Consider the following 14621-nt stretch of genomic DNA (forward strand, 5'->3'; position numbering starts at 1 on the left):
GCATCATGTACAAAGACTATCCGGCCGCTTATCAGGTCAGCAAAGGCTCGGCGCTGCAGGTCGATACAGCGTTCTATGAACGGATTCGCAACAACGCGGATCAACGCACGCTGATCGAGCAGTTTGAAGTGCCGATTCGTACGGGCAGGGCGTGGAAGGTGCCCGCCGGGCATGTGTTTCGTGTCACCACGCCGGTGGGCCCGCAGGTGGGGGACTTTAACGTGTGGAACGCCAACGATCCCCGTGAACGCCTGTGGGCGGCGCGCACGCGCCAACTGCAGGGCGCTCATGTGAGCACCCATGATCGGCTGTGGTCGAACCTGCCGTTTCTGCGTCCCCTTGTGACCATCACCGATGACAGCCTGGCCAGTTACGGCATTGATGAGCACGGTGGCCGCCTGCACGATCTGCTCGGCACGCGCTGCGATCCTTATGTGAACCGCATGCTCACGGGCGAGGACTTCCACCACCATTGCCACTCGAACCTGACCCGCGCGGTTTTACCCCACGGTCTGACGGAATTCGACGTGCATGACGTGTTGAATATTTTCCAGTGCACCGGCCTCAATCATGACGACATGTACTTCATGAAAGCCTGCCCGGCGCAGAAGGGCGATTACCTGGAGTTCTTTGCCGAGATTGATTTGCTCTGCGCGCTGTCGACGTGCCCGGGCGGGGATTTGTCGCTGCCGATGTGGGGGCCGGATGCGCAGGACCCGCTGACGGTGTGCCGTCCGCTGGGAGTGGAGGTTTACCGGTTGGAAGATGAGTTGCTGAACGGCTGGAGCCAGCCGGAGCGTGCTGCCTATAAGGGGCAGCACGGTTTGCAGATTGCCAAGGCGGATTGGGAGTAAACGGTCCTAGCGGTCCTGCGCGTCCTTGGAGTCCGCCTGGGCGTTGCGCTCGGCCACGCGCTTGCGTTGTTCGTCGGTGAGTTCCACCTTGTTGGCGCTGTCACGCAGCATCATCAGTCCACCAACGATCGACCCGATCGCAACTACCATAATCAACCACGCATACCACGGCATAACGCTCTCCTTGAGGCAGATTGCCGTGGGAGGTTTTTCCCACGGTAATAACTGCTTTGAGTTACAGGCTTTCTGAGTAGTTCAGTGTAGGCCTGTTCCGCCTCAAAACCTTAGAGCCCGGTCAACATTGCATCTGCCGGTGCATCGGCACGGTCCTGCGCGGTCATCTGGAAGTAGATGAAACCTACAGCCATAAAGCCGAGGAAGATCAGCCCGATCAGCGTGTTGAACCACGCCATGGCCACCAGGCACACCACAGCCAGCACCAACGCAATGCCGGGCACGATCGGGTATCCCGGCGCGCGGAAGGTACGTTCCAGCAGCGGTTCGGTCTTACGCAGTTTGAACAGGCTGAGCATGCTCATGATGTACATCACGATGGCGCCGAACACTGCCATGGTGATCATCGCCGCGGTCAGGGTCATCCCACCGAGGTTGATCAGGCCGTCGCTGTAAATGGCGGCGATGCCGACCACGCCGCCAGCGATGATTGCCCGGTGTGGTGTCTGAAAGCGCGACAATTTGGCGAGGAAAGATGGGAGGTAACCGGCGCGGGCCAGGGCGAAGAACTGGCGCGAGTAGCCCAGGATAATGCCGTGGAAGCTCGCCACCAGGCCGAACAGGCCGATCCACACCAGCATGTGCAGCCAGCCGGAGCTGTCGCCCACCACGGTTTTCATCGCCTGCGGCAGCGGATCGTTGATGTTCGACAGGGTGCGCCAGTCGCCGACGCCACCGGCGAAGAACATCACGCCCATGGCCAGGATCACCAGGGTCAGGATGCCGCTGATGTAGGCCTTTGGAATGGTGCGTTTCGGATCTTTCGCTTCTTCGGCCGCCATGGCCGCGCCTTCGATGGCCAGGAAGAACCAGATGGCAAACGGAATCGCCGCGAACATCCCGGCAATCGCCGGGGCGCCGAAGGTGTCGGAACCGGCCCAGCCATTCAAGGCAAAGTTGCTGAAGCTGAACGCGGGCGCGACCACCCCCATGAACACCAGCAATTCAGCGACGGCGAGCACGCACACCACCAATTCGAAGGTTGCAGCGAGTTTCACGCCAAGAATGTTCAGGCCCATGAAGACGATGTAGGCACCGACGGCCGCGTGTTTGGGGTCCAGGGCCGGGAACTGCACATTCAGATAGGCGCCGATAGCCAAGGCGATGGCAGGCGGAGCGAAGACAAACTCAATCAGTGTGGCGAGGCCCGCGATCAAGCCGCCTTTCTCACCAAAGGCGCGACGACTGTACGCAAACGGCCCGCCTGCGTGAGGAATGGCGGTAGTCAGCTCGGTGAAACTGAAGATAAAGCAGGTGTACATCGCGGCGACCATCAACGAGGTCACCAGGAAGCCCAAGGTCCCGGCCACGCCCCAGCCGTAGCTCCAGCCGAAGTATTCCCCGGAAATCACCAGCCCGACGGCAATGCCCCATAAATGCAGGGTGCCCAAGGTGGGTTTGAGTTGTGTGTTCATCGTGCTGCGCTCCCTGAACGGTTTGGAATGATTCAAGGTGTTGCAGCGGCCATGCCAGCCTGAGAATCATTGTCGTAAAGCGGCGCAACTGTCGTGTGGGGGACGGTTTGGCGTTTGAAATTTGCCGACGTTGCACCAGATAGGTGCGGCGGTGACGGTGCCGACGCTATCGGGAGCAAGCCCCCTCCCACAGGTTGACTGGCGCTCGGCATGACAACTCGGTCAAGTGTGGGAGGGGGCTTGCTCCCGATAGCGCCCGCCCAGACGCTGGAAACCCGCAGTGTAAACCCCGCATAAACCCACTCTTTACGCCATCTTTACGCCCCGCCCACCCCGTCGCTCTCGTTCCTTTACGCCACTCCTGCCGACAATTGCCCCACACGCGGCACTCGCCGCTAAACGGAGAGACTTCCATGAGCGTTCTGGACGGGGTGTCACTGCTATTGGCCGTGGCGCTGTTCATTTATCTGCTGGTTGCGCTGTTACGCGCGGATCGGAACTAGGAGCTGGCCATGCACAGTTATGACTATTGGCTGATCATTGCCTTCTTTGCCGTGGTACTGGTACCGGCGCCGTTCCTGGGGCGGTTCTATTACAAGGTAATGGAAGGCCAGCGTACCTGGCTCAGCCCGGTGCTGGGCCCGGTCGAGCGCGTGTGTTATCGCGTCGCCGGGGTGGATCAGGAGCAGGAGCAAAGCTGGCAGAAATACATGCTGGCCTTGCTCGCGTTCAACCTCGCGGGTTTTTTGCTGTTGTTCGCGATCCTGCTGTTCCAGGACTATCTCCCACTGAACCCGCAGAAATTGCCGGGGCAGGAATGGACGTTGGCCTTCAATACGGCGGTCAGCTTCATGACCAACACCAACTGGCAGTCCTACAGCGGTGAGGCGTCCCTGAGCTACCTCAGCCAGATGGCCGGCCTGACGGTGCAGAACTTCGTCAGTGCGGCTACCGGCTTGGCCGTCCTGGTCGCGCTGTGCCGTGGGATCGGTCGCAAATCCACCAAGACGCTGGGTAACTTCTGGGTCGACATGACCCGCGCCACCCTCTACGGCCTGTTGCCGTTGTGCCTGGTGCTGGCGTTGTTCCTGGTGTGGCAGGGCGTGCCACAAACCTTCGCGCACTACGTCGATGCCGTGACGATGCAGGGTGTGGACCAAGTCATCCCCCTGGGCCCGGCGGCCAGCCAGATTGCGATCAAGCAGTTGGGCACCAACGGCGGCGGCTTCTTCGGGGTCAACTCGGCGCATCCGTTCGAAGACCCGACGGCCTGGGCCAACCTGTTTGAAGTGGCATCGATCATCCTGATCCCGGCGGCATTGGTATTCACCTTTGGCCACTACGTGAAAGACCTGCGTCAGAGCCGCGCCATCCTGGGGTGCATGCTGGCGCTGTTCCTGATCGGCGGCGCGACTTCGCTGTGGTCCGAATACCAGCCCAACCCGACCCTGAACAACCCCGCCGTGGAGCAAACTGCACCGCTGGAAGGTAAGGAGGCGCGCTTCGGTACCACCGGCACGGTGTTGTGGTCGGTCACGACTACGGCGGCGTCCAACGGTTCGGTCAACGGCATGCAAGACAGCCTCAGCCCTCTTAGTGGCATGGTGGCGCTGGTCAACATGATGGTGGGCGAAGTGATCTTCGGCGGTGTCGGCGCCGGTATGTACGGCATGTTGCTCAACGTGTTGATCGCGGTGTTCCTTGCCGGCCTGATGATCGGCCGCACTCCGGAGTACTTGGGCAAGAAGCTACAGGCCAAGGAAGTGCAATTGCTGGTCGTGACCCTGTTGGTGATGCCTGTCGGCGTGCTTGTTCTCAGCGCCATCGCCGCCAGCCTGCCGGGGCCGGCCAGCGCCATCAGCAACCCAGGCCCCCACGGGTTTAGCCAGTTGCTCTATGCCTACACCTCGGCGGGTGCCAACAACGGCTCGGCGTTTGCGGGCCTCAGTGCCAACACACCGTTCCATAACCTGATGCTCGGCCTGGGCATGTTGATCGGCCGTTTCGGCTACATCCTCCCGATACTGGCCCTGGCCGGCAGCCTGGCGATGAAGAAGACCGCACCGATTGGTCAGAACAGCTTCCCGACCCATGGTCCGCTGTTCGTGACCCTGTTGACCGTGACCATTTTGCTGGTGGGCGGCCTGACTTTCCTGCCGACGCTGGCGCTGGGGCCTATCGCTGAACACTTGAGCATGGGTTTCTAAAAAGGGGATATGAAAATGAATATGCCTGCAAAAAACGCGGCCCCGGTCAAAACCCAGGAACCCGCCAAAACCGCCATCTCCGCCTTGTGGCGCCCGGCGCTGGTCCAGGCGTTCGTCAAGCTGGACCCGCGCCAGCTGCAACGTTCGCCGGTGATGCTGGTGGTCGAGCTGACCGCCATCCTCACCACCGTGTTGTGTTTTGTGCCCGACACCGCCGTGCCGACGTATGTGGCTGTGCAAATCGCCATGTGGCTGTGGTTCACCGTACTGTTCGCCAACTTTGCCGAAGCCTTGGCCGAAGGGCGCGGTAAGGCCCGCGCCGATAGCCTCAAGGCCGGCAGCGAAGGCCTGAGCGCGCGCCGTAAGGAAGCCGATGGCAGCTTCAAGGTCGTGCCGGCCACCAGTCTGCGCAAAGGTGATGTGGTACGTGTCGCCGCCGGGGAAATGATCCCTGGTGACGGCGAGGTCATCGAAGGCATCGCAGCGGTCAACGAAGCGGCGATCACCGGTGAATCCGCACCGGTGATCCGCGAGTCCGGCGGCGACCGCTCGGCCGTCACCGGCAACACGCGGCTGGTGTCGGACTGGCTGATGATCCGCATCACCGCCAACCCCGGCGAGTCCACCCTGGACCGCATGATTGCCCTGGTCGAAGGCGCCAAGCGTCAGAAAACCCCCAACGAAGTCGCGCTGGATATTCTGCTGATCGGCCTGACCCTGATCTTCCTGCTGGTGGTCGTGACCTTGCAACCATTCGCCCACTTCGCCAATGGCAGCTTGCCGCTGGTGTTTTTGGTCGCACTGCTGGTGACGCTGATTCCTACCACCATCGGCGGCTTGTTGTCGGCCATCGGTATTGCCGGCATGGACCGCCTGGTGCGCCTCAATGTGATCGCCAAGTCCGGCCGTGCCGTGGAAGCGGCCGGTGACGTGCACGTGTTGCTGCTGGACAAAACCGGCACCATCACCTTTGGTAACCGTCGCTGCTCGGCGGTAGTGGCGGCACCGGGTGTCAGCGGCAAGGACTTGGCCGAAGGCGCGCTGCTGGCGTCCCTGGCGGACGACACGGCAGAAGGCAAATCCATCGTCGAATACCTGCGGGCTCTGCACCCGCAGGCCGAGCCATCCCTGGATGAGCTGACCGCCGTACCGTTCAGTGCCGAAACCCGTTTGTCCGGTGTCGACTACCAGGGCCGCGTGTTCCGCAAAGGCGCCGTGGATTCGCTGCTGGCGTTTATCGGCCAGCCACGCGGCGATCTGCAACCGGCATTGTCACGGGAAATCGACAAGATCGCCCAGAGCGGCGGCACGCCATTACTGGTGTGTGCCGACGGCAAATTACTCGGTGCAATCCACTTGAAGGACGTGGTCAAGCCCGGTATCCGCGAACGTTTCGCCGAGTTGCGCAAACTGGGCATTCGCACCGTGATGGTCACCGGTGACAACCCGCTGACGGCCGCTGCGATTGCTGCCGAAGCCGGTGTGGATGACGTGCTGGCCGAAGCGACCCCGGAGAAAAAACTCGCGCGCATCCGTCATGAGCAAAACGACGGCCGCTTGGTGGCGATGTGCGGCGACGGTGCCAACGACGCCCCGGCACTGGCTCAGGCGGACGTCGGCATGGCGATGAACGACGGCACCCAGGCCGCCCGCGAGGCCGCCAACATGGTCGACCTCGACAGCGACCCCACCAAGCTGCTGGACGTGGTGCAGATCGGCAAGGAGTTGCTGGTGACTCGCGGCGCGTTGACCACCTTTTCCATCGCCAACGACGTGGCCAAGTACTTCGCGATCCTGCCGGCGCTGTTCGCCTCGATCTACCCGCAGTTGGGCGTGCTCAACGTGATGCATTTGCAGAGCCCGCAGAGCGCGATTCTCTCGGCCATTGTGTTCAACGCGCTGATCATCGTCGTGCTGATCCCCCTGGCGCTACGTGGTGTACGCGTACAGGCCGCGAGTGCGGCGGCGTTGCTGCGGCGCAACCTGCTGATCTATGGCCTGGGCGGGCTGCTGGTGCCGTTCGCGGGCATCAAGGCGATCGACATGCTGCTGACGGCGCTGCACCTGGTTTGACCCGATGCCTGTGGGCACCATCCCCGTGCCCACAGGTTGCAATGACCGAATTGAGGAGTTTGAAATGTCCAACATAATCCGCCCGGCCTTGAGCCTGCTGGTGCTCATGACCCTGATCACCGGCGTCGCCTACCCACTGGTGGTAACCGGTGTCGCCCAAGTCGCCTTCCCGGATCAGGCCAACGGCAGCCTGGTGCGCGATGCCAGCGGCAAGGTGCGTGGCTCCAGTCTGATCGCCCAGGATTTTACCGGTGACAGCTGGTTCCATCCGCGCCCTTCGGCGGGTGCCTTTGCGACGGTTTCCAGCAGCGCCAGTAACCTTGCTCCAAGCAACCCGGCCTTGGCCACCCGCGTGTTTGATGATGCGAACAAGCAGTTGGTGCCCAGCCAGGGGCCGGTGCCTTTGGCGTCGTTGACTACCTCCGGCAGCGGTCTTGATCCACACTTGCCACCCCAGGCGATTGCCTATCAACTGGCACGGGTGGCTGCTGCGCGAAATGTGCCGGTGTCGACCCTGCAACGGTTGATGGATGAACATATCGAAAGCCCGCTGGTGGGGCCGCCTGTGGTGAATGTGCTGGCGCTGAACATGGCCCTGGAAAAACTCTGAACCCTGTGGGAGGGGGCTTGCCCCCGATAGCAGAGTGTCAGTCAACACAGGTATCGACTGAACCACCGCTATCGGGGGCAAGCCCCCTCCCACATTGGATTTTCTCTGGGTCTGAACAATTGAAGGAAACCCCAGCATGAGCGACTCCGGCCGCGCCGATGCCCTGTTAGCCGATCTACCCCGGGACGGCCGTGGCCGGCTCAAAGTTTTCCTCGGCGCCGCGCCGGGTGTGGGCAAGACCTACGCCATGCTCCAGGCTGCCCACACCCAACTGCGCCAGGGCGTCAAACTGATCGCCGGGGTGGTCGAAACCCATGGCCGCGCCGAGACCGAGGCCTTGCTCAGTGGCCTGCCGCAACAACCGTTGCTGCGCAGCGAATACCGTGGCGTGATGCTCGAAGAGATGGACCTCGACGGCCTGCTCGCCGCCAAGCCCAAGCTGGTGCTGGTGGATGAGCTGGCCCACAGCAACGCTCCCGGCAGCCGCCATGAAAAGCGCTGGCAAGACATCCAGGAACTGCTCGCCGCCGGCATCAACGTGTTTACCACGGTCAACGTCCAGCACCTGGAAAGTCTGAATGACCAGGTCCGCGGCATCACCGGGGTGCAGGTCCGCGAAACCCTGCCGGATTGGGTGCTGCAAGAAGCCGACGAACTGCTGCTGATCGACCTGCCGTCCCGTGAACTGCTGGAACGTCTGCGCGACGGTAAGGTGTATGTGCCGGAGCAGGCCCGCGCAGCCATCGATGCATTCTTTACCCAGACCAACCTGATGGCCCTGCGCGAGCTGGCGATGCAGACCGCCGCCGCCCATGTTGACGACGATTTGGCCCAGGGCTATCGCCAGCTCGGCCAGGCGGCTCCGGCGGTGCGCGGTCGATTGTTGGTGGGCGTGGGTGGCGACGCGCAAGCCGAGCGCCTGGTGCGCCATGCCAGTCGCGTCGCCCAGCGCCGGCACTTGCCGTGGAGCCTGGTGCATATCGATAACGGCGGCGCGCGGGATGAGCAAGCACGCCTGCGCCTGCAAAATGCCCAGCAACTGGCCGAGCGTCTGGGTGGGGAAGTGGTGCTGCTGCGGGCGGGGGAGGTGGCCAAGACGTTAATCCAGCACGCCGCCGAACGCCGCGCCAGCCTGCTGTTGGTAGGGCAGTCGCGAATGGGCTGGCGGCGTCGCTTGTTCGGTGGCGGCTTGGCGGCGCGTTTGTTGCGTAATGCGCGTGGCTTGGAAATCAATGTCCTCGACAGTGACGACGTTCCCACGGCACCACGCTTGCCGGATGTGCGTGGGTTGGTGTGGTTCGATTACGCCTTGGCCGTGGTGGCGACCATCATCGCCGCCGGCGTAGCCTGGGCCGTGTCCAGCGTATTGCCGCTGCCGAATATCTCGCTGGTGTTTCTCGCCGCCGTGTTGCTGGTGGCGGTGCGCAGCAGCTTGGGTCCGTCCCTGGTGTGTGCGGCGTTGTCGTTCCTGACGTATGACTTTCTGTTCATTCCGCCGAAATTTTCCTTTGCCATCCAGCGTGAAGAAGACGTGCTGACCCTGTTGTTCTTCCTGCTGATGGCGGCACTGACCGGCAACCTTGCCGCGCGCCAGCGGCGCCAGTTGCAGGCGTTGCGCGACACCCAGGAAGAAACCAGCGAGCTGCTCGACCTGTCGCGAAAACTCACCGCCGCCACCGACCGCCAGGCGGTGATCAGTGCCGCCGCCCACCACTTGGAAGGCTGGAGCGACCTGGATCTGTGCCTGGTCAATCGCGACGGCCAGGGCGGCTGGAAGGTCGAGACCGGCGGCCCGCTGACCTTCACCGAAGCCGAGCGAGCTGCGGCCGATTGGGCCTGGCAGCATGACCAGCCGGCAGGCATGGGCACCGGCACCTTGCCGTTTGGGCGCTGGTGGTGGTGGCCGTTGTCGGGTGAAGAAGGCCCGCTGGGGTTGCTCGGCGTCAGTGCCAAACCCGGCCTGGAATTGAGCGGCCAACGGCGTCGCCTGCTGACCGCCTTGAGCCAGCCTCTGGCCCAGGCCCTGGCGCGCGCGCAGCTGGCCCAGGAGCTGGAATCCGCACGTTTGCATGGCGAAACCGAACAACTGCGCAGCGCCTTGCTTGCGTCGGTGTCCCACGATTTGCGCACACCGTTGACCTCCATGCGCGGCAGTATCGACAGCCTGCTGGCGCTCGGCGAAGCCATCCCCTTGGAGGATCGCCGCGAGTTGCTCGAAGGCACCCGCGATGAAGCCGAACGCCTGGATCGCTATATCCAGAACCTGCTGGACATGACGCGACTGGGCCATGGCGCGTTGAAGCTGGCGCGGGACTGGGTGTCGCCTGGCGATATTGTCGGCAGTGCGCTCGGGCGTTTGCGCGCGGTGCTGGCGCCGCTGCAGGTGAGCACCGATGTGCCGACGGAGTTGCCGTTGCTCTATGTACATGCCGCGTTGATCGAACAGGCACTGGTCAATGTATTGGAAAACGCCGCGCGCTTTTCACCGCCCCAAGGTCGATTGCAACTCAGTGCCGGCGTGTCAAATAACCAATTGTTTTTCGCTGTGGCGGATGAGGGGCCGGGTATTCCTGAGGATGAGCGGGCGAAGATCTTCGATATGTTCTACACCGCCGCACGCGGTGATCGAGGCGGGCAGGGCACCGGCCTGGGCTTGGCGATCTGCCAGGGCATGGTCGGCGCCCACGGTGGGCATATCAGCGTGACCGATGGCATTGATGGGCGCGGTACCTGTATCACCTTGTTCCTGCCATTGCCGACACAGCCTGGCCTGGAAGGCGAGGCGTGAGCTACCCTGTTTTCTCTACGGATGTTGATTGGACGCCATGAGCCAGACCGCGACGATTTTAGTCATTGATGACGAACCGCAAATCCGCAAATTCCTGCGCATCAGCCTGGCTTCCCAGGGCTACAAAGTGATCGAGGCCGGTACCGGCAACGAAGGCCTGGCCCAGGCGGCGTTGAGCAAGCCCGACTTGCTGGTGCTCGACCTGGGCCTGCCGGACATGGACGGCCAGCAGGTATTGCGCGAGTTTCGTGAGTGGTCGACGGTGCCGGTGCTGGTGCTGTCGGTGCGGGCCAGCGAAGGGCAGAAGGTCGAAGCCCTCGACGGTGGCGCCAATGATTATGTCACCAAGCCCTTCGGCATCCAGGAGTTCCTGGCCCGCGTGCGTGCCTTGTTGCGCCAGGCGCCGGTGGGCGAAGCCCAGGAAGCGGCGTTGCAGTTTGGCTCGTTGACCGTGGACCTGGCCTACCGCCGCGTGCTGCTGGATGGCGTCGAAGTGGCGCTGACCCGCAAGGAATACGCAGTGCTGGCACAACTGGCGCGGCATCCGGGACGGGTGATCACCCAGCAGCAACTGCTCAAGGACATCTGGGGGCCGACTCACACCGAAGACAGTCACTACCTGCGGATTGTGGTGGGGCATCTGCGCCAGAAGCTGGCGGATGATCCGACCCAGCCTAGGTTTATCGTGACCGAGGCTGGAGTGGGGTATCGGTTGTTGAATGCCTGAGGCGATCTGTCAGCTTCACTCTCTATCTCTCTGTGGCGAGCGGGCTCTAGCGACAAGGCTGTCTCAGCGCTGCTCACTCTCATAGCGATCCAGTGTGTCGCTGGCAATTTCCCGGCCCAGCGCGATCAACTCCGGCGCCTTATAGAACTCGAAAAACCGGCACACCCGCTTCGGCACGTTGATCAGCACATCCGGCGGGTAGCCCGCGATCTTGTACTGCGCCAGCGATGTCTGCATCACCTCGAAACTCTGGTTGATCAGGTCCAGCAGTGACGCCGGGCCGACGTTATCGATGATGAATGAGCCGGTGGCCGACTTCGGTGCCCCAGGCTTTTCCGGGGCGGCGGCGGGCTGCTGGGATTCGGGTTCGGCCGACTCCAGCCACGGATTGATCTCGGCCGCCTGGGCCTGCAAGGCTTCCTGCTCAAGTTTCATCAGCTGCTCGGCCTGCTTGCGGCGAAACGGCAGGTGCGAACCCAGTGATTTCGCCAGGCTGTTGAAGCGGCTCTTGAACGCCGGCGGGCGCTGGATCACCGGCAAATGGTAGTGTTTCTGGTTGGTGGCGTTGAGGTTGACCGCGATGATCAGGTCACAGTGGCTCGACACCACCGGCACGATGGGCAGCGGGTTGAGCAGGCCGCCGTCCACCAGCATGCGGTTGCCTTGCATCACCGGGGTGAACAGGCTGGGAATCGCCGCCGAGGCGCGCATGGCCTGGTGCAGGCAGCCTTCCTGGAACCAGATTTCCTGTTGGTTGGTCAGGTCGGTGGCGACGGCGGTGTAGGGGATGCGCAGCTCTTCGATATTGATCTCGCCGACGATCTTGCGGATTTGCCCGAAGACCTTTTCGCCGCGAATCGCCCCAAGGCGGAAACTCACGTCCACCAGGCGCAGCACGTCGAGGTAGTCGAGGCTTTCAATCCAGTTTCGATACTCGTCCAGTTTGCCTGCGGCGTAGATCCCACCCACCACGGCACCCATGGAGCAACCGGCGATACAGGCGATGTCGTAACCGCGCCGTTCGATTTCCTCAATCACCCCGATATGCGCGTAGCCCCGGGCCCCGCCGGATCCCAACACCAAGGCAACACGTTTCTTCATGGTCGATGTCCTTCATAAACGGGTGCCCACAATGCACCTATTTTAGGGGCGGCTTCAATCTTCGTTGTGCCTGGTAATATTTTTCAAGAATAGCGCCCAGGCTCGGGTATGCTCTGGCAATAGGTACTACCGATTTCAGGCTAAGGACAGGCACTTTTTCTTGTAGGCAACGTCTACACCGTACGACTGTTTTTCTTTATTTTGAGGTGTCATCGATGAAAGCCTGGATGTGTGTGCCTGTGATCATGTTGGCCCTGGCGGGTTGCGCCGGGAAAACCGCATACCGCGACAGCTGTGGCTCGCAATTGGATGCCGCCTGGAAAGAGCTCGACCTGGCCAAGGCCGAAGGCTTTGCCGGCACCGTCAGCTACTCCAAGGCTTTGTCTTTATTGACGGGCGCCAAGACCCAGCAGCAGTTTGAAGCGTTTGAAGGCTGCTCCAACAAAGCCGAGAAGGCACGGTTCTATATTCGTGAGTCGCGCGCCGGGCGTTGATCCTCGCGTCGAGTAGGATTTTTCATCGAAAAGTGAGGGCGGAATGTCAGCTTTGGTCGATCAGTTAGTCGCTCAGGTCATTGGCCTGGAAGTAGGGTTACTGAGCTGCCAGGCTCGCCTTGCCGCCGTCACCGACGATGAAGCCCTGCATGACCTGCGCACCACTGTGCGCCGTCTGCGCAGCCTGTTGCGCCCGTTGCGCGGACTGCCAGGTGTCGAACAGCTCGAATTGGCCGCCAGCACGGTCGGCCAGTTAACGACGCCGCTGCGTGACCGAGAGGTGCTGGCGGCGTATTTGCATCAGCATGGTTATCACGAGGCCGCTGACCGGCGCCTGCGCCTGCAACCCGAAGCCTATCGCCAGGTGGCGCAAAGCCCGGAAGTCGTGCATTTGCTGCTGATTCTTGACGCATTCCCGCGTTTTATCCGTGCCTCTGAACACCAGAAATTGCTCCATGGCTTGCGAACGCGCATCGAGAAACGCCTGGCCAAGCAATGGCAAAAACTTGATCAGGCGTTGAAGGATCCCAGCCACGATCGCCACCGTTTGCGCTTGCTGATCAAGCGTGTGCGCTACGCCGCCGAGGCTTACCCGCAACTGGATAAGTTGCCCGCCAAGGCCATGTCGCGCCTGAAAAAGGCCCAAGCGGCATTGGGTGATTGGCATGACTGCTGGCAATGGTTGGCCCAGGCCGAACATCAAGCCGATCTGCAGCCCTGTGTTGCGATATGGCATCGCACCATGGCCAACGCCGAAGGGCAGGCGGATCGCGTGCTGGACAAACTCAGCGCGGATTGTTTCTAAATCGGTCCGGCTTTTGGCCGGAATAAGCGCTGTACCTTCCTCGCCCGCTGGTTAAGATCACACATCTTTTTTTTTGATGTGAGGTCGCCATGCGCTTTAGTGATTTACTCGACGCTGCCCGTAGCAACCCGCTGGAGATCACCATTCCCGCCGAGTGGGCTCAGGGCCGAGCGTCCTTTGGTGGCCTGGTCGCTGCGTTGCAATACGAAGCCTTGCGCGCCGAGGTGCCGATGGACCGCCCATTGCGTTCGCTGGCGATCACCTTCGTTGGCCCGGTCGCGCCCGATGTACCCGCCAGTTATCAAGTCGAAGTGTTGCGTGAAGGCAAGGCGGTCAGCCAGTTGCTCGGTCGCGTCGTGCAGAACGGCGAAGTGGCGACGCTGGTCCAGGCAAGTTTTGGCGCATCCCGAGAGTCGGAAATCGATGTGGCGAGCGAACCGCCGCCGACGTTCAAGCACTGGGATGAATGCCAGGAACTGCCCTATATCAAAGGCGTCACGCCTGAATTCATGCGCCACTTGGCGATGCGCTGGAGCGTTGGCGGTTTGCCGTTTACCGGAAATAAATCCCGCGAGATGGGCGGTTGGGTTCGCTTGCGCGGTGATGTGAAGGAGGAACCGCTGACCGAAGCGCACATCCTCGCCCTGGTCGACGCCTGGCCACCTGCGCTGCTGCCGCACCTGAAAAAGCCCGCACCGGGCAGCACCCTGACCTGGACCATCGAATTTATCCAGCCGTTGCAGAATCTGACGACCCTGGACTGGTGCCAGTACCACGTCAGCATTGAACATGCGCGCGACGGCTACGGTCACGCCGCCGCCGCGCTGTGGAGCCCAACCGGCGCATTGATCGCCCTCAGCCGCCAGACTGTGGTGGTCTTTGCCTGATCTTCAGTGGCGGTGGCGCAGCCGCCAGGCACGCCACCAGCCACCGCTCAACACAAAGCGCGGGAACGTCAGGAACTGCTCGACCACCAGGCGCTGTACTGCGTCTTTACGATCACTGAACGGCTCACTGGCCTCGGCTTCCAGGCTATGGCCATGACGCTGCAACGCCAGGCCGGCGAGGATGCCGACTACGCCAATGGCGAAACTGGCCAGGCTCAGGCTGAACACTCCGGACACAATCAACAGAAACCCGATGATAAACAGCGGCACGGCAATCAGGTGCAACGCCAGGTTGGTCGGGTGCTGATGGTTTTGCGGGTAGTTACGCCATTGCCAGGCGGGGAGATTGGGATGACGTTTGCCCATGATGGTGAACCCTCTGTCCGTTGAAATAACATGGGGAGAGTTTAGGTGGGGGTGGGCGGG

14 protein-coding genes are annotated in these 14621 nt (G+C 62.0%); 10 read left to right on the forward strand and 4 right to left on the reverse strand.

What is annotated here, in order from left to right; genetic code table 11:
- Positions 1-5 precede the first annotated feature (5 nt).
- Positions 6-854 carry an urea carboxylase-associated family protein gene (locus AB1462_RS25520; protein ID WP_367248220.1) on the forward strand — a complete coding sequence of 283 codons (849 nt, stop codon included), beginning with the start codon at positions 6-8 and terminating at the stop codon, positions 852-854.
- A 6-nt stretch (positions 855-860) separates the two neighbouring features.
- Here the strand turns inward: AB1462_RS25520 and AB1462_RS25525 are convergent, their stop codons facing one another.
- Both AB1462_RS25525 and eat read right to left on the reverse strand, forming a co-directional pair.
- Positions 861-1028 (reverse strand): DUF2897 family protein, encoded by a 168-nt coding sequence (locus AB1462_RS25525; protein ID WP_082143258.1) that lies wholly within the window; start codon positions 1026-1028, stop codon positions 861-863.
- A gap of 110 nt (positions 1029-1138) precedes the next feature.
- Positions 1139-2503, reverse strand: a complete 1365-nt coding sequence (gene eat, locus AB1462_RS25530; RefSeq protein WP_053132546.1) for an ethanolamine permease — start codon at positions 2501-2503, stop codon at positions 1139-1141.
- Positions 2504-2916: 413 nt separating this feature from the next.
- Here eat and kdpF point away from each other — a divergent pair, with 413 nt between their 5' ends.
- The 6 genes from kdpF to AB1462_RS25560 all read left to right on the forward strand — a co-directional run bounded on the left by kdpF (position 2917) and on the right by AB1462_RS25560 (position 10908).
- Positions 2917-3006 carry a K(+)-transporting ATPase subunit F gene (kdpF, locus tag AB1462_RS25535; protein ID WP_003218754.1) on the forward strand — a complete coding sequence of 30 codons (90 nt, stop codon included), beginning with the start codon at positions 2917-2919 and terminating at the stop codon, positions 3004-3006.
- 9 nt (positions 3007-3015) lie between these two features.
- Positions 3016-4710 (forward strand): potassium-transporting ATPase subunit KdpA, encoded by a 1695-nt coding sequence (gene kdpA, locus AB1462_RS25540; RefSeq protein WP_090407377.1) that lies wholly within the window; start codon positions 3016-3018, stop codon positions 4708-4710.
- 15 nt (positions 4711-4725) lie between these two features.
- Positions 4726-6783, forward strand: a complete 2058-nt coding sequence (kdpB, locus tag AB1462_RS25545; protein WP_186731572.1) for a potassium-transporting ATPase subunit KdpB — start codon at positions 4726-4728, stop codon at positions 6781-6783.
- Between the two features lie 64 nt (positions 6784-6847).
- Positions 6848-7393: a potassium-transporting ATPase subunit KdpC gene (gene kdpC / locus AB1462_RS25550; RefSeq protein ID WP_367248221.1), complete on the forward strand. Its 546-nt coding sequence runs from the start codon at positions 6848-6850 to the stop codon at positions 7391-7393.
- A 136-nt stretch (positions 7394-7529) separates the two neighbouring features.
- Positions 7530-10181 (forward strand): DUF4118 domain-containing protein, encoded by a 2652-nt coding sequence (locus AB1462_RS25555; RefSeq protein ID WP_367248222.1) that lies wholly within the window; start codon positions 7530-7532, stop codon positions 10179-10181.
- A gap of 37 nt (positions 10182-10218) precedes the next feature.
- A complete protein-coding gene (locus tag AB1462_RS25560; protein ID WP_367248224.1) occupies positions 10219-10908 on the forward strand; it encodes a response regulator in 690 nt (229 codons plus the stop codon).
- A 63-nt stretch (positions 10909-10971) separates the two neighbouring features.
- Here the strand turns inward: AB1462_RS25560 and AB1462_RS25565 are convergent, their stop codons facing one another.
- On the reverse strand, positions 10972-12009 hold the full coding sequence (locus AB1462_RS25565; RefSeq protein WP_003172684.1) for a patatin-like phospholipase family protein: 1038 nt from the start codon (positions 12007-12009) through the stop codon (positions 10972-10974).
- Between the two features lie 215 nt (positions 12010-12224).
- Between AB1462_RS25565 and AB1462_RS25570 the strand changes: the two genes are divergently transcribed.
- The 3 genes from AB1462_RS25570 to AB1462_RS25580 all read left to right on the forward strand — a co-directional run bounded on the left by AB1462_RS25570 (position 12225) and on the right by AB1462_RS25580 (position 14195).
- Entirely contained in the window at positions 12225-12503 is a 279-nt protein-coding gene (locus AB1462_RS25570; protein ID WP_003172685.1) for a hypothetical protein, read from the forward strand.
- Positions 12504-12546: 43 nt separating this feature from the next.
- Complete coding sequence (locus tag AB1462_RS25575) at positions 12547-13308, forward strand: CHAD domain-containing protein (protein WP_090407365.1); 762 nt, start codon at positions 12547-12549, stop codon at positions 13306-13308.
- Between the two features lie 89 nt (positions 13309-13397).
- Positions 13398-14195, forward strand: coding sequence for an acyl-CoA thioesterase II (locus AB1462_RS25580; RefSeq protein WP_259193555.1), 798 nt, complete (start codon positions 13398-13400; stop codon positions 14193-14195).
- A gap of 3 nt (positions 14196-14198) precedes the next feature.
- On the opposite strand, the gene AB1462_RS25585 is transcribed toward AB1462_RS25580, so the two are convergent.
- Positions 14199-14561, reverse strand: coding sequence for an Mpo1-like protein (locus AB1462_RS25585; RefSeq protein WP_259193554.1), 363 nt, complete (start codon positions 14559-14561; stop codon positions 14199-14201).
- Positions 14562-14621 lie beyond the last annotated feature (60 nt).

It is taken from the genome of Pseudomonas sp. SB113, assembly GCF_040754745.1.
GTDB lineage: Bacteria > Pseudomonadota > Gammaproteobacteria > Pseudomonadales > Pseudomonadaceae > Aquipseudomonas > Aquipseudomonas grimontii.